21 protein-coding genes and 1 pseudogene are annotated in these 21,776 nt (G+C 37.2%); 4 read left to right on the forward strand and 18 right to left on the reverse strand.

All coding sequences use genetic code 11. The features are described from left to right. Positions 1 to 12: 12 nt before the first annotated feature. Positions 13 to 375 carry an Asp23/Gls24 family envelope stress response protein gene (locus BCER98_RS12705; RefSeq protein ID WP_012094951.1) on the reverse strand — a complete coding sequence of 121 codons (363 nt, stop codon included), beginning with the start codon at positions 373 to 375 and terminating at the stop codon, positions 13 to 15. Between the two features lie 373 nt (positions 376 to 748). Between BCER98_RS12705 and rpmB the strand changes: the two genes are divergently transcribed. Beyond that, positions 749 to 937 (forward strand): 50S ribosomal protein L28, encoded by a 189-nt coding sequence (gene rpmB / locus BCER98_RS12710; protein ID WP_012094952.1) that lies wholly within the window; start codon positions 749 to 751, stop codon positions 935 to 937. A gap of 72 nt (positions 938 to 1,009) precedes the next feature. Here the strand turns inward: rpmB and spoVM are convergent, their stop codons facing one another. From spoVM to BCER98_RS12795, 17 genes are all read right to left on the reverse strand, one after another. Continuing rightward, positions 1,010 to 1,090, reverse strand: a complete 81-nt coding sequence (spoVM, locus tag BCER98_RS12715; RefSeq protein ID WP_001213600.1) for a stage V sporulation protein SpoVM — start codon at positions 1,088 to 1,090, stop codon at positions 1,010 to 1,012. Between the two features lie 66 nt (positions 1,091 to 1,156). Continuing rightward, a complete protein-coding gene (locus BCER98_RS12720; protein WP_012094953.1) occupies positions 1,157 to 1,798 on the reverse strand; it encodes a thiamine diphosphokinase in 642 nt (213 codons plus the stop codon). A 105-nt stretch (positions 1,799 to 1,903) separates the two neighbouring features. Then, positions 1,904 to 2,548: a ribulose-phosphate 3-epimerase gene (rpe, locus tag BCER98_RS12725; protein WP_012094954.1), complete on the reverse strand. Its 645-nt coding sequence runs from the start codon at positions 2,546 to 2,548 to the stop codon at positions 1,904 to 1,906. 2 nt (positions 2,549 to 2,550) lie between these two features. Next, a complete protein-coding gene (rsgA, locus tag BCER98_RS12730; RefSeq protein WP_012094955.1) occupies positions 2,551 to 3,432 on the reverse strand; it encodes a ribosome small subunit-dependent GTPase A in 882 nt (293 codons plus the stop codon). Positions 3,433 to 3,695: 263 nt separating this feature from the next. Then, positions 3,696 to 5,666 carry a Stk1 family PASTA domain-containing Ser/Thr kinase gene (gene pknB / locus BCER98_RS12735; RefSeq protein WP_012094956.1) on the reverse strand — a complete coding sequence of 657 codons (1,971 nt, stop codon included), beginning with the start codon at positions 5,664 to 5,666 and terminating at the stop codon, positions 3,696 to 3,698. Between the two features lie 8 nt (positions 5,667 to 5,674). Further along, positions 5,675 to 6,427, reverse strand: coding sequence for a Stp1/IreP family PP2C-type Ser/Thr phosphatase (locus BCER98_RS12740; protein ID WP_012094958.1), 753 nt, complete (start codon positions 6,425 to 6,427; stop codon positions 5,675 to 5,677). A 4-nt stretch (positions 6,428 to 6,431) separates the two neighbouring features. Next, the gene (gene rlmN / locus BCER98_RS12745) at positions 6,432 to 7,520 is read right to left on the reverse strand and encodes a 23S rRNA (adenine(2503)-C(2))-methyltransferase RlmN (protein ID WP_012094959.1); all 1,089 of its coding nucleotides are present in this window, start codon (positions 7,518 to 7,520) and stop codon (positions 6,432 to 6,434) included. A gap of 4 nt (positions 7,521 to 7,524) precedes the next feature. Next, positions 7,525 to 8,859, reverse strand: a complete 1,335-nt coding sequence (rsmB, locus tag BCER98_RS12750; protein ID WP_012094960.1) for a 16S rRNA (cytosine(967)-C(5))-methyltransferase RsmB — start codon at positions 8,857 to 8,859, stop codon at positions 7,525 to 7,527. Further along, positions 8,856 to 9,800: a methionyl-tRNA formyltransferase gene (gene fmt / locus BCER98_RS12755; RefSeq protein WP_012094961.1), complete on the reverse strand. Its 945-nt coding sequence runs from the start codon at positions 9,798 to 9,800 to the stop codon at positions 8,856 to 8,858. Before fmt ends, rsmB begins: the two co-directional genes overlap by 4 nt. 16 nt (positions 9,801 to 9,816) lie before the next feature. Further along, entirely contained in the window at positions 9,817 to 10,293 is a 477-nt protein-coding gene (gene def / locus BCER98_RS12760; RefSeq protein WP_012094962.1) for a peptide deformylase, read from the reverse strand. Positions 10,294 to 10,304: 11 nt separating this feature from the next. Then, positions 10,305 to 12,710 carry a primosomal protein N' gene (gene priA / locus BCER98_RS12765; protein WP_012094963.1) on the reverse strand — a complete coding sequence of 802 codons (2,406 nt, stop codon included), beginning with the start codon at positions 12,708 to 12,710 and terminating at the stop codon, positions 10,305 to 10,307. Further along, entirely contained in the window at positions 12,707 to 13,912 is a 1,206-nt protein-coding gene (gene coaBC, locus BCER98_RS12770) for a bifunctional phosphopantothenoylcysteine decarboxylase/phosphopantothenate--cysteine ligase CoaBC (RefSeq protein WP_012094965.1), read from the reverse strand. Before coaBC ends, priA begins: the two co-directional genes overlap by 4 nt. Before the next feature lie 198 nt (positions 13,913 to 14,110). Next, entirely contained in the window at positions 14,111 to 14,323 is a 213-nt protein-coding gene (gene rpoZ, locus BCER98_RS12775) for a DNA-directed RNA polymerase subunit omega (RefSeq protein WP_012094966.1), read from the reverse strand. Position 14,324: 1 nt separating this feature from the next. Then, positions 14,325 to 14,942 carry a guanylate kinase gene (gene gmk, locus BCER98_RS12780; RefSeq protein ID WP_012094967.1) on the reverse strand — a complete coding sequence of 206 codons (618 nt, stop codon included), beginning with the start codon at positions 14,940 to 14,942 and terminating at the stop codon, positions 14,325 to 14,327. A gap of 13 nt (positions 14,943 to 14,955) precedes the next feature. Then, the gene (gene remA / locus BCER98_RS12785) at positions 14,956 to 15,219 is read right to left on the reverse strand and encodes an extracellular matrix/biofilm regulator RemA (protein WP_001251456.1); all 264 of its coding nucleotides are present in this window, start codon (positions 15,217 to 15,219) and stop codon (positions 14,956 to 14,958) included. Between the two features lie 67 nt (positions 15,220 to 15,286). Next, positions 15,287 to 16,162 carry a YicC/YloC family endoribonuclease gene (locus BCER98_RS12790; protein WP_012094968.1) on the reverse strand — a complete coding sequence of 292 codons (876 nt, stop codon included), beginning with the start codon at positions 16,160 to 16,162 and terminating at the stop codon, positions 15,287 to 15,289. Between the two features lie 99 nt (positions 16,163 to 16,261). Then, the gene (locus BCER98_RS12795; protein ID WP_012094969.1) at positions 16,262 to 18,985 is read right to left on the reverse strand and encodes a calcium-translocating P-type ATPase, SERCA-type; all 2,724 of its coding nucleotides are present in this window, start codon (positions 18,983 to 18,985) and stop codon (positions 16,262 to 16,264) included. Between the two features lie 104 nt (positions 18,986 to 19,089). Between BCER98_RS12795 and BCER98_RS12800 the strand changes: the two genes are divergently transcribed. The 3 genes and pseudogenes from BCER98_RS12800 to BCER98_RS12805 all read left to right on the forward strand — a co-directional run bounded on the left by BCER98_RS12800 (position 19,090) and on the right by BCER98_RS12805 (position 21,748). Beyond that, positions 19,090 to 20,799: an Rqc2 family fibronectin-binding protein gene (locus BCER98_RS12800; protein WP_012094970.1), complete on the forward strand. Its 1,710-nt coding sequence runs from the start codon at positions 19,090 to 19,092 to the stop codon at positions 20,797 to 20,799. A gap of 187 nt (positions 20,800 to 20,986) precedes the next feature. Beyond that, a pseudogene (locus BCER98_RS21240) lies at positions 20,987 to 21,326 on the forward strand (MFS transporter); the annotation flags it as partial. A gap of 167 nt (positions 21,327 to 21,493) precedes the next feature. Next, positions 21,494 to 21,748 carry a YbeF family protein gene (locus tag BCER98_RS12805; RefSeq protein ID WP_012094971.1) on the forward strand — a complete coding sequence of 85 codons (255 nt, stop codon included), beginning with the start codon at positions 21,494 to 21,496 and terminating at the stop codon, positions 21,746 to 21,748. Positions 21,749 to 21,776 lie beyond the last annotated feature (28 nt).

The following is a 21,776-nucleotide window of genomic DNA, read 5'->3' on the forward strand; positions in this document are numbered from 1 at the left end:
CCTTAATGCACATTACAAGTTTATTACTTTAACTCCTTGTACGTAGATGTTTACAGAATCTACGGCTAGTCCTACTGTTTGATCTAATGTATATTTTACTTTCGTTTGGACGTTATGTGCTACTTCTGAAATTTTTGTACCATAGCTCACAATAATATACATATCAATATGTACTTCATCATCTTCTTTACGAACAATAACGCCTCGAGTAAAGTTTTCTTTTCGTAAAATATCTGTTAATCCATCTTTCAATTGATTTTTTGAAGCCATACCTACGATGCCGTAGCAATCTACCGCGGCACCCCCAGCAATTGTTGCAATTACATCTGTACTAATATCAATTTGACCGTACTTCGTTTTAATTTCAATTGACATCTCTTTTCCCCCTTCATAAATGGTGAAAGTGAGCTAGACTACTTTAATTACTATCATATAATCTTTTCAAAGAAAATTCCATCGTTCTTTCTGTTCACTCTCATAATTTCAGCATATCGTGCTTTTCTATGATGAGCAAAATAGTCCATTGTTATTATACAACATGTACTACTATAATATGTCAAGAGATTTTTCTTGTTCCCTTCTTTTTCCTACTGGTATTTAGTGTCAAGTAATTTTTCTTGATTTCTTTGTTATACACGGTTGCATTCTGTTTTTAGTTGTGTTAAATTATAGTAGTGTTTTTAGCATCGCATAAAAGACTAACATTGAAAAATTACGTATGGTAAGGTAGTTAAGGAGGGAAATATACATGGCTCGTGTTTGTGCTATCACTGGAAGAAAAGCTCGTTCTGGTAACTCTCGTTCTCACGCAATGAACGCTACAAAACGTAAATGGGGCGCTAACCTTCAAAAAGTTCGCGTACGCATCAACGGTAAAGTTCAACGTGTTTACGTTTCTGCTAGAGCATTAAAATCTGGCAAAATCGAACGTGTTTAATAATAAAAAAAGAGCCACTTGGCTCTTTTTTTTATTATTACCATGAAAAAAGCACCGGTAAAAGGTGCTTTTTTAGTCCTTTTTAAAGGTATTTAACACCGCGCGAACAATTCCACCAAGAAATTTAGGTAACTTAATTGTATAAAATCTCATGGTTTCCCTCCTAATCCCCATTACTCCACTTGTTTACTATATGATGCTAGGAGCAAATTTGTTTCTTTAATCAGTGCTTCTTATCATCATTAATATGCCAGAAGTAAATGAAAAAGTACCTTTTTCATTGGCAAGTTCATTACTAATGCAAAGCGTCGATCCCCATTCAATGGTTCTATTTGTTAAAGGATATTTAAAACCGCGAAGTGTAATCCCTTTTACAATCTTTGTAACTGGTACAAAAGAAACATATGGAAACTGCTTATTTTCTTCAATATCATATGCTCCTACACTCTTTACACATATTTCATTTTTTCGATCCACAATATACATATCTATTTCTTTTTCTAAACCTTTCAAAAGCATTTGTATATTAGCTAAACCATGATCAAGTCTCCCGCCAGTAGCACCAAAAATGCGAATGAACTTCGGATTTTGATTTAAAGCCCACCGAATAGCAATTTCTAAATCCGTTTGATCTTTTTCCTTCGGAACAATATGTAAATCATCTGTCTGTTTTTGCATCCAAGCCAACTCATCATCGGTCACCGAATCATAATCACCAAACGCAACAGCCGGAACAATTCCTCGTTTTAATAAGCGATACACCCCACGGTCAACTGCTGCCCACACTACCTCGTCATTTTCATATAAAGAAAAATCCGCACAATGTTCTTCAGGTCCTCCTGCTAAAATATGAATAATCATTTTTTCGTCCCCTTCTATCAAAAAAAAGCAATCTGCCAGTCGGTAGATTGCTTTTTTGTGTGATCCCGTTCTAACAGGTCTTTATACATTTCTAATACGCATTTCTTATCCGCGAATCACTCGAATTGCTTCGCCGCGGTCTTTTTGATTATATACTGCTGAACCAGCTACAAGCACATTTGCACCCGCTTCGATACAAAGTCTTGCGGTTTCTGCATTTACACCACCATCAACTTCAATTTCTACTTGTAAATTACGCTCCTTTATCATTTCTGATACTTGTTTAATTTTTGGTAAAACAGAATGGATAAACTTCTGTCCACCAAAACCTGGATTTACTGTCATAAGCAATACCATATCAATATCTTCCAATACATGTTCAATGATAGAAACTGGTGTATGTGGATTTAAAACAACCCCAGCTTTAATACCATGCGATTTAATTAACTGAATCGTGCGATGTAGATGTGGACATGCTTCTACGTGAACAGTAATAATATCTGCTCCCGCTTTTGCAAAAGTAGGAATATAATGATCTGGGTTTTCAATCATTAAGTGTACATCTAGCGGTAAAGATGTAATCGGACGAATTGCCTCTACAATTAGCGGACCAATCGTAATATTTGGAACAAAATGTCCATCCATTACATCAACATGAATATAATCCGCTCCCCCTTTTTCTACATCTTTAATTTCTTCCCCTAATTTTGAAAAATCTGCTGATAAAATCGATGGTGCAATTTTAATCATGACTAATACCTCGGCTTTCTTTCTCTAATTTCTTCTACAAATTGTTTATAATGTTCATAACGGTAATCAGCAATCCTTCCTTCCTCAACCGCAGCTTTCACCGCGCATTTCGGTTCTGAAAGATGTGTACACCCTCTAAATTTACAATATTGACTCTCTTCTTTCAACTCTGGAAAACAAAATGTCAAGTCTTCCACTTCAATATCGATAAAATCAAGAGAACTAAATCCCGGTGTATCTGCTACCAGTCCACTTCCAATCGAAATTAATTCTACATGCCTCGTCGTATGTTTCCCCCGACCTAAATGCGAAGAAATATCATTTGTTTTCAGCTCCAAATCTGGTCTCAATACATTTAACATAGATGATTTCCCAACGCCAGATTGTCCCGCAACAACTGAAACACATTCTTCAAGAAATGGTTTTAAGATTTCAATACTCTCTGCTGCATGAACAGAAGTAAATAATACAGCATATCCCATTTCGCGGTAATCATTTGCATAAGATTCAACCATTTTTCTCATTGGCTCATCTACTAAATCCATTTTACTAATACAAATGATCGGCTTAATGTTATGATATTCAATCAATACTAGAAAACGATCAAGCAGACCTGGATTGAAATCTGGTTCAACCGCAGAAAACACAAGAATCGCTTGATCAACATTCGCGATAGGAGGTCTAACAAGTTCATTTTTCCGTTCAAATACTTCCAGAACGTAACCTTCGTTTTGATTCTCTGCTTGAAAAACTACTTGATCTCCTACAAGCGGTGTGATTTTATTCTTTCTGAATACACCACGACCACGGCATTGTGTAATGCCTTCTTCATGTTGCACATAATAAAAACCGCTTAAAGCCTTAATAATTTTTCCCTCTGGCATACAATTCTCCTTTATTTATATAGCATCAAGCTTTTATCACTACTGTCTAGTTCACCATAATGACCCTCTTTTATCATAGTCGATATGTAATGTATATACGAATAACCACTACTCAATTTACTCTCATTTTATTATTTTCCATCTTAAAGGGTAACACCTTTCTCGTTATACTGTCTACCATATAAACAGGCTTAACAGGAAAGTGTAACGAATTCCATCTCCTTCTATACTAGGAGATGGAATTCACAAAAAGAAATTTCGTGTTATTCAGTTGGATACGGCACTTCTTTATCTATAATTGTTGTGCCATCTCGAACAATCTTATAACGTCCTTTCGTTCCTTCTTGAATGACAAATTCTAAAGAAATAGTGGCCGATTCTGTGATCGTTCGCGTTTCAATCGGCTTGTCCATTTTATGTTGCATATCTTCTTTATAAATTTCGATTGTTTGTGGCTTTTTCTCACCTATTACAGGAGCTTCATATGGCAGTGAAATATTATCTACTTTTACAGTCTTCGTTACTTTTGGTTTCGGACCATCTGAAATCGTCACAAATACTTTATCTCCAGCTTTTAACGGTGTTCCTGGTTTTGGTGATTGAGAAATTACGAGACCTTTCTCCACTGTATCCGAATATTCTCTTTTTATATGCGATACAAGTTTATTTTCATTTAAATAACTATTCACATAGTTTTCCGTCCAACCAGAAAAATCCCCAAGCCTAATTTGATAAGGTCCTTTACTCACCCAAACTTTCACTTCTTGTTCCGATTCCACAATCATTTGATTTGGAGCTGGACTTTGGTCGATAATCTGTCCTTTTGGTTTCTCGCTTTCCATATAAGATGGAATAATTATTTTATATTTCCCTTCCCATTCATCCTTCAAACTTTCATAATCTTTTCCAACTAAATTATCCATTTTGCTTTTTTTCTTTCCACCGGATTGATAGATCGTAATCTTAGTGTTTTCCTTTACAACTCTTCCCGCTGCTGGATTTGTTTTAATGACTCTTCCTTCTTCAACATCATCTGTATAAACAATATTCGGTTCAGCCACTTCAAATCCTTTCTCAACAAGAGCCGTAACAGCAGACTCATACTTCATACCAGCCACATCGGGAATTTTCACATCTTTCGGTATAAAAAATCCCGGAATTACCGTAAGTGCTAACGTGATACCAATTGCTAAGAATAAAAACGTTGTAATTAATACCTTTAACCATTTGTTACTTCGTTTTTTTTCTAACTTTGGTTGCACTTCTTCTTTTGTGTGCTCTTCTCCTTTATTTCCATGTAATACAATAGTTTCCTCGCCTGCATTTCCAAATAGTTGTTCTTGTTGAATAATTGGAATTGCTTTTGTTGCTTCTATATCTTCTGGAATATAAAACGGTTGCTCGTTAATGCGTTCTGGATATAAAGCTGTTTCAATGTCTCTTTTCATTGCATTTGCAGACTGATATCGATGAAAAGGATCTTTTGCAGTTGCTTTTAAAATAATATTTTCTACACTTTGCGGAATCTCTGGATTCCAACGTTTTGGAGACGGTGTTTCATTTTGCAAATGTTTTAAAGCTATAGCAACAGCAGATTCTCCTGAAAATGGTTGTCGGCCCGTTAGCAATTCAAACATAACAATCCCAAGTGAATAAATATCCGATTGTTTATTAGCTATTCCTCCGCGTGCCTGTTCTGGAGACAAATAATGTACAGATCCAAGTACAGAGTTCGTATGCGTTATCGTGGTTGCACTTGTAGCTGTCGCAATTCCAAAATCTGTAACTTTCACAATTCCATCATTTCGAATAAGAATATTATGTGGTTTAATATCTCGATGAACAATTTCAAAATGATGCGCATGTGCCATTGCAGCTGTTAATTGCTCCATAATATCAAGTGCTTCAGCTATCGATAACATTCCACGCTGATTTATGTATTGCTTTAATGTTTGTCCAGGTACATATTCCATAACAAGATAATAAATCCCATCTTCTTCCCCAACATCATACATATTCACAATATTTGGATGCGACAACGTTGTAACAGATTGCGCTTCTCTATGGAAACGTTTAATAAACTCTTCATTATTCGCATAATCGAGTCTTAAGATTTTTACCGCTACATCCCGACCTAGTATATCATCATGAGCTAAATATACATTGGCCATTCCTCCGCCACCAATCATTTCCAGTAGCTTATAACGGTCGTTTAGGCGTTTTCCAATCAGCACGTTGTAATTCACCTACTTTCGTTTGCCGAATCCGCATAATCAACAATGACAAGGGTAATGTTATCTTCTCCGCCACGATCATTCGCCAATTGAATCAGATGTTCTCCCTTTGTCTCAAGTTGTTCATTTAATTGCAAAATCCTTTGCATGTCATTTATGGCAACTTTATTTGATAATCCATCAGAGCAAAGAAGCAATTGATCGTTCTCTTCCAGCACCAATGTTTTAACGTCTAATCCGACCTTTTCTTCTGTTCCAAGCGCACGCAAAAGCACATTTTTTTTCGGATGATATTCCGCATCTTCTTTTGAAATTTCACCATGTCTAACCAGTTCATTTACAAGGGAATGATCCTCTGTCACAAGCGACATTTCTCCATCAGATATCATATAACAACGACTATCTCCAATATGTCCAATCGTAACGAAACCTTTTGTACATATCGCTGCAATAATCGTTGTTCCCATACCGCTGCACTCTACATGTTGCTTCGAGTATTCATAAATGCGTTCGTTAATCATTTCAACGTTGTTATGTAACCATTCTTCTATTTTTTTCGGCTCATTCATATTATATGTTTGTTTCCAATAATCGTGGAATAGCTGAATAGCCATCGAGCTAGCGACATCCCCAGCTCGATGACCTCCCATTCCATCAGCTACTACAGCTAAAATATCTCCATCTAAATTGTGAAAAACCCCCGCACTATCTTCATTGTGTTGACGCACCTTCCCTTTATCCGATAGAAACACGGCTTTCATTTTGTCACCTCGTCTCTTCTTTGCGCTCCTTTGCACGCAACTGACCGCAGGCAGCATCAATATCATGACCTTGTTCACGGCGAATCGTTACATTCACACCACGATTTTTTAACGTTTTTTCAAATAAGAAAATTTGTTCTCGTGGTGTTCTGACGTAGTCTCGCTCTGGTACATAGTTTACCGGAATTAAATTCACATGACATTTTACACCTTTTAAAAGTTGTGCCAGCTCTTCAGCGTGCTCCACTTGATCGTTCTCTCCACCAAACAAACCGTACTCGAACGTAACACGGCGCCCTGTTCTATTGATATAGTACTTAATAGCTTCCATTAAATCCGGTAATTTATAAGCGCGGTTAATCGGCATTAATTTTGAACGCAATTCTGTGTTAGGAGCGTGCAATGAAATCGCAAAGTTAATTTGCAAATCTTCTTCGGCAAACTTATAAATTTTCGGGATAATTCCACTCGTTGAAACAGTCATATGACGTGCTCCAATATTGATTCCCTTTTCATGGTTAACAATGCGCAAGAATGACATTAAGTGGTCATAGTTGTCAAACGGTTCACCAATTCCCATTACGACAAGGGAGCTTACGCGTTCATTTGTTTCATCAAGCGCACGCTGTACTTCTACTACTTGTGCAACGATTTCCCCAGCCTCTAGGTTTCGTTTTAGGCCTCCTAATGTTGACGCACAGAACGTACAACCAATGCGGCAACCTACCTGAGTTGTTACACAAATAGAATTTCCATACTCATGTCGCATCAATACTGTTTCAATAGAATATCCATCGTATAATTGGAACAAAAATTTAATCGTACCATCAGAAGAGGTTTGTTTTACTAATGTATTTAAGGTAGTAATATCAAAGGAATTCGACAATTTTTCACGCAATCCTTTAGAAAGATTTGTCATATCCTCATAATTTTTTACACGTTTTTTGTAAAGCCAATCAAAAATTTGTCCAGCGCGAAACTTTGGCTCTCCTTGTTCCTTTAACCACTCTTGCATTTCATGAAGTTGTAAAGAGTAAATAGATGGTTTCTTTGTTTCTAAAGCTTTCTTTTGTTTTCTTGTAGTTGTTTCCATGATGCTACACCTTCTTTCTTAAACAAGCAATATAAAAGCCATCCGTCGCAAAATAATGCGGTAAAATTTGCACTTGTCCTTTATTGATATATGGACGTAATTTTTCTGGCATACGTTCTTGCATCGTAGTATCCCACTCAAATTCTGGATGCTTTTGTAAAAAATTTGCTACCACTTGTTCATTCTCTATTTTTTCAATTGTACATGTACTATAGACAAGGCGGCCGCCTGTCTTTAACAGAGGAGCAACTTTATCTAATATCGTTTGTTGAATTGTCGACAGTCTTTCACTATCTCCTTTTTCTTTCCCTAATTTAATATCCGGTTTACGTCGAATGACACCAAATCCAGAGCATGGTGCATCAACTAATATTTTATCGAAACTTTCATTTTGAAAGTGCTCTTGCACCTTTCTAGCATCCAATGCCTTTGTTTCCACATTCTCCAGACCAAGTCGATTCGCTTGTTGTTTAATTAAGCGCACTTTATGATCATGTAAATCAAGAGACATAACCTTACCAGTTCCTCGTAATCGTTCTGCCATATGCGTTGTTTTTCCGCCAGGAGCAGCACAGCTATCAAGAATCATATCTCCTTTACTTGGTTCTACAGCTCGTGCGACAAGCATGGAACTTTCATCTTGAATAGAAAGAAACCCCTTTTGGAACGCTTCTGTATGAGCTACATTTCCTTTTTCAATTTGAATTGCATCATCAGATAAATCGCCGCGTTTGGCTTCAACACCTTCTTGATTTAATAAATCAATCGCTTCTTCTACTGTTATTTTATCAACATTTACTCGCGCTGTTGGGACGGGTGGTAACATATTTACTTCACACATCTTTTCTGCTGTCTCTAAACCATATGCAGCTACCCATTCTTGTACAAGCCATGTCGGATGACTCATCGCAATTGCAAGACGCTCCACAGGATCTTTCAACTCATCTAAAGAAGGTACACCTTCTCGTTGAATGGAGCGCAATACCCCATTCACCATTCCGGCAATTCCTTTATGTCCGCGACGTTTTGCGATTTCAACTGCTTCATGAATAGCAGCTCGTTCTGGAACTCGGTCTAAATAAAGCATTTGATATAAAGATAAGCGAAGTAATACCCTTACCCATGCATCCACTTTCTTTCTTAAAAACGGCTGTAAATAATAGTCTAATGTGTCACGACGTTGAATCGTTCCATACACAATCTCCGTTAATAAACCGATATCTTTTTTATGAATTGTACTTTTTTCAATCAAATGATTTAATAGCAAGTTACTGTAAGCACCGCTTTTTTCTACTTGCATTAATCCATCAAGAGCTAACTCACGAACGTTTTGTCTCATGCATCTTCTCCTAACTTCATACCAATCTCCAGTTTTGCCCCGCGTAAAAATTGTGAAGAACTCATACGTTTTTTACCAGCTGGCTGTAACTCGGTAATCTTAATACCTGTTTCATTTCCAGTAACTACAATAAAACCATCCTCTTGAATCTCTACAATTGTTCCCGGCTGGGCATCATTCGCTGTAGGAACTTTTTCTCCCCACCATACTTTTACTACTTGTCCAGCTAAAGTTGTATATGCAACCGGCCATGGATTTAATCCACGAATGTGATTGTATACCTCTTCACCTGTTTTCGCCCAATTAATTTTTTCTTGTTCCCGCTTAATATTATAGGCAAATGTAACTTTTTCCTCGTCCTGTTTAATTGGTTCTAATTTACCTTGAACTAAAAGCGGCACTGTTTTAGATAATAAGTGTGCTCCAGCTTCACTCAATTTATCGAACAATGACCCTGTTGTTTCACGTTCTTCAATTTCCACTTCTACTTGCGTTAAAATATCACCAGCATCTAATTTTTCAACCATGTACATAATCGTAATACCTGTTTTTTCTTTTCCCTGCATAATGGCATAATGAATTGGTGCACCACCGCGAAGCTCTGGAAGTAATGATGCATGTACATTAATACAGCCATATTTCGGTGCTTCTAAAATTTCCTTTGGTATAATTTGCCCGAACGCAGCTGTTACGATTAAATCAGGCTCTAGCGCCAATACTTTCTCATATTCATCTTGTTCGCGAATTTTTAAAGGTTGTAACACTGGGATACCGTGCTTTTCCGCTTCAACCTTAACAGGCGTTGGCGTCATTACTTTTTTTCTGCCCACTGGACGATCTGGCTGTGTTACAACACCAACTACATCATATCCATCCTCAATAAGACGACGAAGCACCGGTACAGAAAAGTCCGGTGTCCCCATAAATACTACTTTTATCATGCAAAGACCGCTCCTTTTATTTCTCTTCTAATTCATTTTCCTCATAATATCTCGTTACTTTTGATGTAAATAATACACCATGTAAATGATCGATTTCATGTTGAATTGCACGCGCTAAGAAGCCATTTGCTTCTAATAGAAATATCTTCCCGCGACGATTTTGCGCTCGAACTTTAATATATTCCGCTCGTTCTACTTCACCATAAAGTCCCGGAAAGCTTAGGCAGCCCTCGGGACCTACTTGTTCACCACGTTTTTCTAAAATAACTGGATTGATGAGTTCAATTTTCCCAGTATCATCTCCAATATCAATAACAGCTACTTGCAAGCTTACACCGACTTGTGGAGCAGCTAAGCCGACGCCATCTGCCGCCACCATTGTCTCATACATATCTTTCAATAAAATCACTAACTTTTTATCAAAGTTTATTACCCGTTCACATGGGGTCTCTAGCACCTCATTTGGATGCTTTACAATTTCTAAAACTGCCATAATTCCCTCCGTTACATTAACACCGTTGGATTAAAATCAATTGAGATTTGTAAGTCCTTTTGCATTTCTGCTTGATAATGTTCATTTACCATTTTGAGTACGTACTTTAAGTTTGGTTCCCGTTTGTATTTTATCATGCATTGATAACGATATCTATCTTTTATCCTTGGAATCGGCGACGCAACTGGACCTAAGACCATCGTTTGCCGCGAACAGTTTGCCCGTAAATAGCCGACAATTTTTTCTGTCACCTGCACTGCCTTTAATAACTCCGGATGCGATACAGTGACAAGTGCGACATAATAGTATGGTGGATATTGCCTCATTCTTCTCATTTGCATTTCCTGTTCAAAAAATAAATCATAGTTTTGGCCTTTTGCCAGCTCTATACTATAATGTTCCGGTGTATATGTTTGAATCACCACTTCTCCTGGCAAGTCGTGACGTCCGGCTCTGCCGCTAACTTGTGTTAATAGTTGATACGTTTTTTCGCTCGCCCTAAAATCCGGCAAATGAAGCATTGTATCAGCTGTTAGAACACCAACAAGCGTCACTTTCGGAAAATCTAATCCTTTTGCGATCATTTGTGTACCAAGTAAGATATCGGCTTTTTCTTCTCCAAATGCTTTTAATAGTTTTTCATGCATTCCCTTACGACTTGTTGTATCCACATCCATTCGAATCACTCGTGCCTCTGGGAATAATTTTGTTAATTCTTCTTCCACCTTTTGTGTTCCTGTACCAAAAAAACGAATATGCGAACTATTACATGCCGGACAAGCTGTTGGCATCTGTTCCTCATAACTACAATAGTGGCACTTTAAACGATAATTCATTTTATGATACGTAAGTGATATATCACAGTGAGGACATTGTACTACATAACCACAATCTCGGCACATCACAAATGTAGAATGTCCGCGGCGATTTAAGAAAAGCACCATTTGTTCCTTTTTCTTTAACCGATCAGCAATTTTTTCATGTAATGTTCTAGAGAACATAGAACGATTGCCATCGCGAAGTTCTTCACGCATATCTATAATATTTACCGTAGGCAATGCTTGCTCATTCATTCGCTTCTCCATCGTTAACAGCTCGTAAACACCTTTCTTCGCCCTAGCAAACGATTCAAGTGTCGGTGTGGCACTACCAAGCACGATTGGACAACAATGATATCGTCCTCTCCAAATTGCAACATCTCTAGCATGATATCTCGGATTATCCTCTTGCTTATAACTTGCTTCATGCTCTTCATCAATAATAATAATCCCTAAGTTTTCAAATGGAGCAAAAATCGCAGAACGTGCACCAACTACAACTTTTACTTCTTTTCTTAAAATTTTCCGCCACTCATCATATTTTTCTCCAACAGAAAGTGCGCTATGAAGAACCGCAACTTGCGAACCGAATCGCCCTTTGAAACGCTCTACCATTTGCGGTGTTAGGGCAATTTCCGGAACAAGTACAATCGCTTCTTTTCCTTTTTCTAATACCGCAGCGATTGACTGTAAATACACTTCTGTTTTTCCGCTTCCTGTGACTCCATATAGTAAAAATGATTTGTAAGTTTCATTTGTAATAGCTGACAAAATGGGTGTAATCACTTGCTTTTGTTCATCTGTTAATGGAAATGGTTTGGTCTTCTCAAAATCATCTTCATCATAAGGATTACGATATACCTCTATATATTTTTCAGACAATAAACCTTTTTTTACGAGCGATTTAATGGGAGCATCTGTTATTTGCAATTCTTCTTTCAATACTTTTAATGGTACAGTGTGGTAATTTTCCATAAAATAATATAGTATATCTTGTTGTTTTTTACTTTTCAATTCAAACGCCGCCGCTTCTAGTCCTTCCTCTTGTAATTCAGGCTGAACAACTCTTTGTTTTTTCTTTTGCACTTTATCCTTTACTTTATAAATTACTTCAACTGTACCGTTTGTAATTTCTTTTTGCACCATGCGATATAGCTGTGGCTGCGAAGCAACTTCTTCCCAATCTATTCTATCTTTCCCTTGAAATAAGTGATCTATTTCGGCGGAAACTTCATTCGGATTATGAAGCTGTAACAATTTCTTGTAAGTAGCTTTAATTGCAGTTGGAAGCATCACTTGAAAAGCAGAAATTGTATAGCATAACGTCTCTTCCGTAAGCCAAAAGCCAAGCTTTAGTAGCTCTTCATTTAGAACTGGTGTGACGTCTAATATTTCATGTAATGATTTTAATTTTTTAATTTCTACATCTACAGAGTCCTTTATGTCGATAATAAATCCTTGTAACTTTCGCGGTCCAAACGGAACAACGACTCGCATACCAGTTTGCACAATATCTTCCCACTTGTTAGGAATGATATAGTCAAACGGCCTATCTGTTTGACGGGCCGGCACATCAACAATTACACTCGCAAATTTCATATACAATCATCTTCTAACATCGATTCAATTTGCTTCAATATTTCATAAGCGACTTCCTTTTTCGATAAAAGTGGCAACTCAATCACATTCCCATCTTTTCTATACATGGTTACGATATTTGTATCTGTACCAAATCCTGCCCCTTGTGCTTTTACATCATTTGCAACAATCAGATCAGCATTCTTTTCACGTAATTTTCTCGTTGCATACTCTTCAATATTTTTCGTTTCAGCAGCAAAGCCAACAAGCAATTGATGCTCTTTTCTCTCCCCCAATGTTTTTAAAATATCAGTTGTTCTTTCTAATTCAATGACAGCATCACCATCTTGTTTTTTCATCTTGTGATTATGCACAAATTTAGGGCGATAATCGGCAACAGCAGCTGTTTTTATGACAACATCCATTCCTGAATAATGTTGCAATACGGCCTCCAACATATCTTGTGCCGATTCCACTTGTATCGTTGTAACGTTTATAGGCGGTGTTAATGCTGTTGGTCCCGAAACAAGTATGACATCCGCTCCAAGATTTGCAGCAGCTTCAGCTATAGCATAGCCCATCTTCCCTGAAGAAAAATTTGTCATAAAACGAACTGGGTCTATCTTTTCACGAGTAGGACCAGCTGTTATTAATATTCTTTTTCCACGCAATGTTTTTCCGGCTGAAAACTGTTCTTCCAATCGTGCCATAATGACTTCAGGTTCTTCTAATCGCCCTTTCGCCACATAGCCGCATGCTAAAAAGCCTTCTCCAGGCTCAATAAATGTATATCCTAAATTTCGCAGTGTCCTCATGTTTTTTTGGACAATTGGATTTTCATACATGTGTACATTCATAGCTGGCGCAATCCAAACTGGTGCTGTAGTAGCTAATAATGTAGTAGTAATCATATCGTCTGCAATCCCATTTGCTAATTTTCCGATACAATTCGCTGTAGCTGGCGCAACTAATATCACATCTGCCCAATCAGCTAAATCAATATGAGCGATGACCGCACAATCCTTTTCGTCAAATGTATCTGTATATACATCATGGCGAGAAAGTGCTTGAAATGTAAGAGGTGTAACAAATTTCATCGCCGATTCACTCATTATAACCTTTACAAGCGCTCCTGCTTGTGTCAACTTACTCGTTAATGCTGCCGCTTTAAAAACGGCAATCCCCCCAGTTACACATAGAAGTATTTTTTTCCCTTTTAGCATATAACTCGTCCTCTTTCTTGTTCAAACTTATTCTACTGAAATACAACCATTTCAGTTCATCAAATGATATCATTTCATATTTCTTTCATTTCCTTATAAATTCCTATCGTAAAAAAATAACAACCTACTTGTAAATAGGTTGTTACCGTTACATAGAAAATTATAAAGTCTATGTTTTCATTTGTCGAAAAGAAAGTCTTACTCAGATACTTTCTCTTCGCTTGGCACGTAGTTTAATAATTCCGCATCAATTTCTTCTAATGCTTTCCCTACAAATTTATGAGAAACTGGTTTTTCAACAGCACAATCGTCCGCTAGTTGCATTTCACGAGCGCGCTTCGCTGCTACTGTTACTAATGTATACTTAGAGTCGATTTTTTTTAGTAATGAGTCAATTGATGGATTTAACATATTATATACCCTCCGTCATTTCCTTATAATATTGTGCTACTCTTTCGCGGCGACAATGTTCGCCAACCACAATTGCTTTAATTCGTTCACAAGCTAATTCAACTTTATCGTTTTCTACAACATAATCATAAGCGTCCATCATTTCAATTTCTTCTTTTGCTACAGTTAAACGATTTGCAATTACTTCTTCCGTCTCCGTACCACGCCCTACGATTCTATTTTTCAATTCCGATAGGCTCGGAGGTGCTAAGAAGATAAACACTCCTTCTGGGAATGCTTTCTTTACTTGCATTGCTCCTTGTACTTCAATTTCTAGAAATACATCTTTTCCTTCTGATAAAGTCTTTTCAACATAGTCAATCGGCGTTCCATAGTAATTTCCAACGAACTCTGCCCATTCAAGTAACTGGTCGTTACGAATCATTTCTTCAAATTCTTCTCTTTCTTTAAAGAAATAATCTATACCATCTATTTCACCCTCACGTGGTTTACGAGTCGTTACTGAAATAGAGTAATGAAATTGTGTATCTTTATGACTGAACAATTCTTTACGAACTGTTCCTTTTCCAACGCCCGAAGGTCCTGAAAGAACAATGAGCAACCCTCTTCTACTTCTCATAAATATGTAAAACCTACCCTTCCTCACTTAAATCTTCTTTATTATTTAAACGATGTGCAATCGTTTCTGGTTGAATTGGACTTAGTACAACATGTCCATCATCCATAACAATAACCGCCCTTGTTTTCCTCCCATACGTAGCATCAAGTAGTGCATTATGCTCACGCGCTTCCTGTACCGTTCGTTTAATAGGAGCTGATTCCGGACTTACAATAGCAATAATTCGATGAGCAGATACGATATTTCCATATCCAATATTTAAAAATCGCATGGCCATAATTTGTGCCTCCTCGTAAGTCTATCCGATTTCTCTACCACGTATAACTTTATATCTTTTTTGACAGCTATTCAATATTTTGTACCTGTTCACGAATTTTTTCAAGGTTATTTTTCATTTCCACGACATATTTTGAAATCGTTAAGTCGTTTGCCTTAGAACCAATTGTATTAATTTCCCGGTGCATTTCCTGTACAATGAAGTCCATTTTTCTGCCAACAGGCTCCTGTAGTTCGAGTGCCTCGCGAAATTGGTCTAAGTGACTTTGCAATCTGACTAATTCTTCATGAATATCCGAGCGCTCTGCAAACATTGCCACTTCTGTAAGCACTCGTTGTTCCTCTAAATCTTGGCTATGTATTTCTTTTAAGCGATTTTCTAATCGTTCACGATATCTTTGAACAACAATTGGTGCGTGCGGAATAATTGCATTCACACAATTGTGAATCTCTTGTAAACGATGTGCTATATCTTTATGTAATCGTTCTCCTTCGCCGTCTCTCATTGTTTTTAACATATGCGTAGCTTGGCGAACAGCCTCATATAAACTATGCTCAAATTGTTCATTTACATTTTCCACTTCTTCAATCGCCGTTACTTCTGGCATTGTCATTAATTGTTGTAGGGTAATAGAATCCTGTAATTGAAATTTCATTTTTACATCTTCCATAATGGATTTATATTGATCGAGAAGCGACCAATTCACACTTAATTTTCTTTCTACAAGTCCTTCCCCAGTAATACTAATAGACACTTCAATACGTCCGCGTCGAACTTTCTCCGCAATAATTTTACGAATTTTATCTTCGAAAACCATCATTTGTTTCGGAAGTCGAATGTTCATCTCTAAAAAGCGATGGTTCACTGACTTCATTTCTACTGTAATTTGAAAGGCATCCTTTTCTACTTTCGCCCTTCCAAAACCTGTCATACTAGAAATCATCTTTATCACATCCAAGCCATGAAATAACTCAATGAAAAAGGTAATAGAGATATCACTCTACTACCTTTTGTAAATTATATCACATTTTCATTTCATTGACTATTTCAAGTTTAACCCTTTCTTATATAACAATGACTTTTTCTTTTTCTCGTTATTTCCTGTCAATAACGAGCCTACTAATAAAAATGTTGGAATAGAGGATAACCCTACAATTAATAGCCAATCTCTTGCTTGAATTGGCAATGTACTAAAGATTGGTTGCAATGGCGGATAATAAATGACCACAAGCATCAATAGGATGGAAACAATGACCGCACCAACTAAATATATATTTCCAAACGGATTTCGGTGGAACACAGAGTGTTCACTACGACAGTCAAATACATGAATAAGCTGCGCTAACACAAGCGTCGCAAATGCTACTGTTTGTGCATATTTTAATTCATTCGGATGTTGATTATAAGCAATAATAAATGCTAATAAAGTAACTGCTCCAATTAAAAATCCTCGACTGACAATTTTCCATGCAAGTCCTCTTGCAAATACTCCTTCTTTCGGATGTCTTGGATTTCGTTTCATCACATCCCCTTCAGGAGCATCCAACCCTAATGCCATCGCTGGTAACCCATCCGTTACTAAATTCACCCATAAAATTTGAATCGGAACCATCGGAAGAGGTAGCGCAAGCAACATCGCAAATAACATCACTAAAATTTCTCCAACATTTGATGCTAATAAATATCGAATAAATTTCCGAATGTTTTCGTATATATTTCTTCCCTCTTTAATAGCTGCTTTAATAGTAGCAAAGTTATCATCTAACAATACAAGAGAAGAGGCTTCTTTTGCCACATCCGTTCCCGTCATTCCCATTGAAATTCCAATATCCGCAGCTTTAATAGCTGGTGCATCATTTACTCCATCTCCTGTCATCGCTACAATATGTCCTTTATTTTGAAGTGCTTTCACAATTTTTAATTTATGCTCTGGAGAAACACGGGCAAACACATACGTATCTTCCACAATATCCTCCAGTTCGTCTACTGTCATATTCGCAAGTTCTACCCCTTCTATCACGCGACCGTTCCGTGGTAAAATCCCTAGTTCTTCAGCAATAGCCATTGCTGTTACTTTATGATCCCCTGTAATCATTACGGTTTTAATGCCTGCTTCTTTACATTCCTGTACAGCCTGCTTAACTTCAGGTCTTGGTGGATCGATCATTCCTTGAATTCCAACAAGCATAAAATCTTTCTCTATTTCTTGTTCATCATGAATTGGATCTGTTACTTTTAATGGTTTAAAAGCAACAGCAATGGTTCTAAGTGCTTGACTTCCAAGGCTATGAATTGCTGCTTGCACTTCCTTACGATACAACTCACTGAAAGGCTGTTGTTTATTCCCCCATAAAATCGTTTGACTCTTTTGTAAAAGCACGTCTGGAGCACCTTTTGTCACGACAAACTTCTTGCCATCACGATCGCGAACAATGATACTCATCATCTTACGAGTGGAATCAAAAGGAAACTCGTGAATAATTTCAAAATTCCCTTTTAATGCTTCTCGAGAGATTCCAGCCTTCATAGCTACTGCAACAAGAGCTCCTTCTGTTGGATCTCCATCTAACACATATTCTTTCTTCTTTTTCACAATTCGGGCATGATTGCATAGACAGCCAAATGTTAATAATTGATACAAAGATTTTGTATTTTCTGGATCAATCTTCTCTTCACCTTTCATAAAAGATCCTGTTGGCTCATATCCTTTCCCAGTAACCTTCCATAATTCACCACCTGACCACATATGCGTTACCATCATTTTATTTTGCGTCATCGTCCCTGTTTTGTCGGAACAAATCACCGAAGCACACCCTAGCGTTTCCACCGCTGGCAATTTGCGTACAATAGCCTTTTTCTTAATCATGCGCTGTACGCCAAGCGATAAAGCAACTGTAACAATAGCTGGTAACCCTTCCGGAATTGCTGCAACGGCAAGCGACACTCCCGCTAAAAACATATGATAGACTTCATTTCCTTGATATACACCAGCCAATACAACAAGCGCTGTTAAAATAAGCGCAACAACAATTAAAATCTTTCCAAGTTGTTCTAATCTTCTTTGTAAAGGTGTTTCCATCGGTTCTGCATTTTGCAACATATTTGCAATCTGCCCCATAGCTGTATTCATACCCGTTGCGACTACAACTCCTATTCCAGACCCTCTCGTAATCATCGTTCCCATAAACGCTATATTTTTTTGATCACCAATTGCGACATCTTGCCCACTTAATGCTTCTACTTTCTTTTGAACAGGCACAGATTCCCCTGTTAATGCAGATTCTTCAATATATAAACTCGATGTTTCAACAAGGCGAACGTCTGCACCAATACGATCGCCGCTAGAAAACCTAATAATATCTCCAAGAACAAGTGCCTTAGACGGTGCTTTTATCCATTTTCCATTTCGTAAAACTGTCGCTTGCGGGGCGGCTAACTCTTTTAATGCCTCCAATGATTTTTCAGCTTTTCTCTCTTGAAAAAAGCCGAGAATTCCATTGAGAATAACGATTGCGACAATTGCGATTGAATCGATATATTCTCCCAAAAAGGCAGAAATGATTGTCGCTCCAAACAATACAAGAACCATAAAATCTTTAAACTGAGCTAGAAATACAAGAAATGCAGAAGGCCGCTTTGCTTCCTGTAACTCATTTGGCCCAAACTTCTTTAGACGTCCTTCTGCTTCTTGTTCTGAAAGGCCTGTCTTCACATTCGTATTCGTTCTCTCCTCCACTTCATGCGCACGCATTTCATACCAATTCATTTCGCTATCGACCTCCTGATTGCAGACATGCTCTAATGAAAGCTTATTCAGCCTCGTCCAAAAAAATGCTATAATTAATATTTAGTTAGAAAGGAGTGTTCATCATGGCATTCGATGGATTATTTACAAGAGCGATTACGCATGAGATTTCAAATTCTCTGCAAACGGGGAGAATTTCAAAAATATATCAACCTTCAAAATATGAAATTTTATTACATATTCGCGCGCATGGAAAAAATCAAAAATTAATTCTGTCTGCTCATCCGACATATGCTCGTATGCATATAACAACACAAAATTATGATTCACCAGCATTACCACCCATGTTTTGCATGTTACTTCGCAAACATTTGGAGGGAGGATTTATTGAAAAAATCGAGCAAATCGATTTAGAACGAATTATTCAAATTACTGTCCGTAGCCGTAATGAAATTGGCGATGAATCACTAAAAACATTAATCATTGAAATAATGGGGCGCCATAGTAACATCATTTTGGTAGACGAAAAAACAAATATGATTTTAGATAGTTTGAAACACGTTTCTTTAGCAGTAAATCGTCATCGCACTGTATATGCTGGAGCTGAATACGTTGCACCACCAGCACAACATAAAATCAATCCACTATACATTGAAACAGAAGAAGAATTGATTCGGCCGCTGGACTTCCTATCTGGAAATATGGATCAACAACTTGTCGGAGCTTTCATGGGAATTTCTCCACTATTTGCAAAAGAAGTGGTCAAAAAAGCTGGTATGGTAAATGAAAAAGCAGTATCCGAAGCTTTCTTCAGCTTACAAAAGCCATTAAAAGAACATCAATATATACCAACAATGATTACTGCGAACGGAAAAGAGTTCTTTTATCTATTTCCACTTTCTCATTTGCAAGGAACTGAAAAGACTTTCTTATCCATTAGTGAATTATTAGATCGATTCTTCTTTGGTAAAGCAGAACGAGATCGCGTCAAACAACAAGCTCATGATTTAGAGCGATTTATGCATAATGAGAAGGCGAAAAATGAAAAGAAATTAATCAAGCTAAAAAGAACATTACAAGATGCTGGAAAAGCGGATAAATATCAATTGTTTGGAGAGCTTTTAACAGCGAATATATACGCGATCAAAAAAGGTGACAAAGAAGTGGAAGTTATAAACTATTACGATGAAAATGGCGGAACAGTAACGATTACATTAGATCCATTTAAAACACCTTCAGAAAATGCACAGCGCTATTTCCAAAAGTATCAAAAAGCAAAAAATTCTGTGGCAATTGTCAAAGAACAAATTGAAAAAACAAAGGAAGAGATTCTCTATTTTGACAGCTTACTTCAACAAATGGACGCCGCCTCTTCAAAAGATATCGAAGAAATTCGTGAAGAACTAGCTGAAGAAGGATACCTTCGTAACCGCAAAGCGAAACATGTAAAGAAAAAGCCAACAAAACCATTATTAGATAAATATATTGCAAGTGATGGAACCGAAATTTTAGTTGGCAAAAACAATAAACAAAATGACTATTTGACGACAAAATTTGCGCGTCGTGATGAAATCTGGTTACACACGAAAGATATACCAGGTTCTCACGTGGTCATTCGCTCTGTAGAACCGTCGGAAGAAACATTACTAGAAGCTGCGAAAATTGCAGCGTATTACAGTAAAGCGAAAAATTCTAGTTCAGTTCCTGTAGATTTCACGAAAATTCGCCACGTCAAAAAACCAAGTGGTGCAAAGCTTGGGTTTGTTACATATGATCATCAACAAACACTATATGTAACGCCTGATGCTGACACTGTAATGAAATTAAAAGCTTAAATATACAAAAATGCGCTGCTTATAAGCAACGCATTTTTGTATTCCTTTCCATTACCTCCTCTCCCCATTAACTAATTCATAATATCTTTCGTTTCTCACTTTATATATCGGCAAAAAGATTGACAGTATGTATATACAGTGCAATTCAAGTCAATGTTTTTCATCCTTCACTGATTAAAGTTTCACCTTATCTCAAACTGTTCCTTTAAATCAATACGTATCAGCTGGGACATTAAGTATCGTTGGCGTTATTACTGGTTTAGACGGATCCGGTTTTTCAGGCATTTCTCTTGCTGGATCGATTGCAAACCTTTTCGGCACAGCACTTGGTCATGGAACAACTACATTAACAGCACTTGGACCAATCGCTACAATATGGACTTGGGGGCAGTGCTTTAATTCCTTGGGCGCTTATTCCTGCCGCTGCGATTTGTAAAGTCGATCCGTTTGAACTTACATGCCGAAACTTTTTACCAGTTGCAATTGGCTTAATTGTCAACACGATCGTTGCGATGTTTATTCTATAACGTAAGCAAGCATTCTCTTGCCTACGTTTTTTTATTATAAAATTCATCATAAATTACTGACTTGCAAAAGGGATTATTTATATGTTAGCGAAATTATATTAAGAGAGTATTTATTTTAAAGCGTTTACGAAAAACAGATTACTTCAATTCGAAAAGGAGACGTAATTATGAATGAATTGATTTTCGTCTTATTAATTTGTCCATTCCTTATCTTTATCGTTTCTGTTATGGGAACACGTAGAACGAAAACATATTACGTAATGCCCATTGTAACGTTTGCTAGCTTTTTAATAATAGGTGTTATCTCCTTTACTCCAAAATTTTTCTTTTGGGTTGGCATGTACAGCATCTTCTCATTTATTATTTCTTACATGACCCTCTTGTTTGTAAGAGGATATGAAATTGCGGAAAGTGCTAAGTAGTTATTAATCAGGAATTGGTAAAGATAAT

The organism is Bacillus cytotoxicus NVH 391-98 (genome assembly GCF_000017425.1).
Classification (GTDB): domain Bacteria; phylum Bacillota; class Bacilli; order Bacillales; family Bacillaceae_G; genus Bacillus_A; species Bacillus_A cytotoxicus.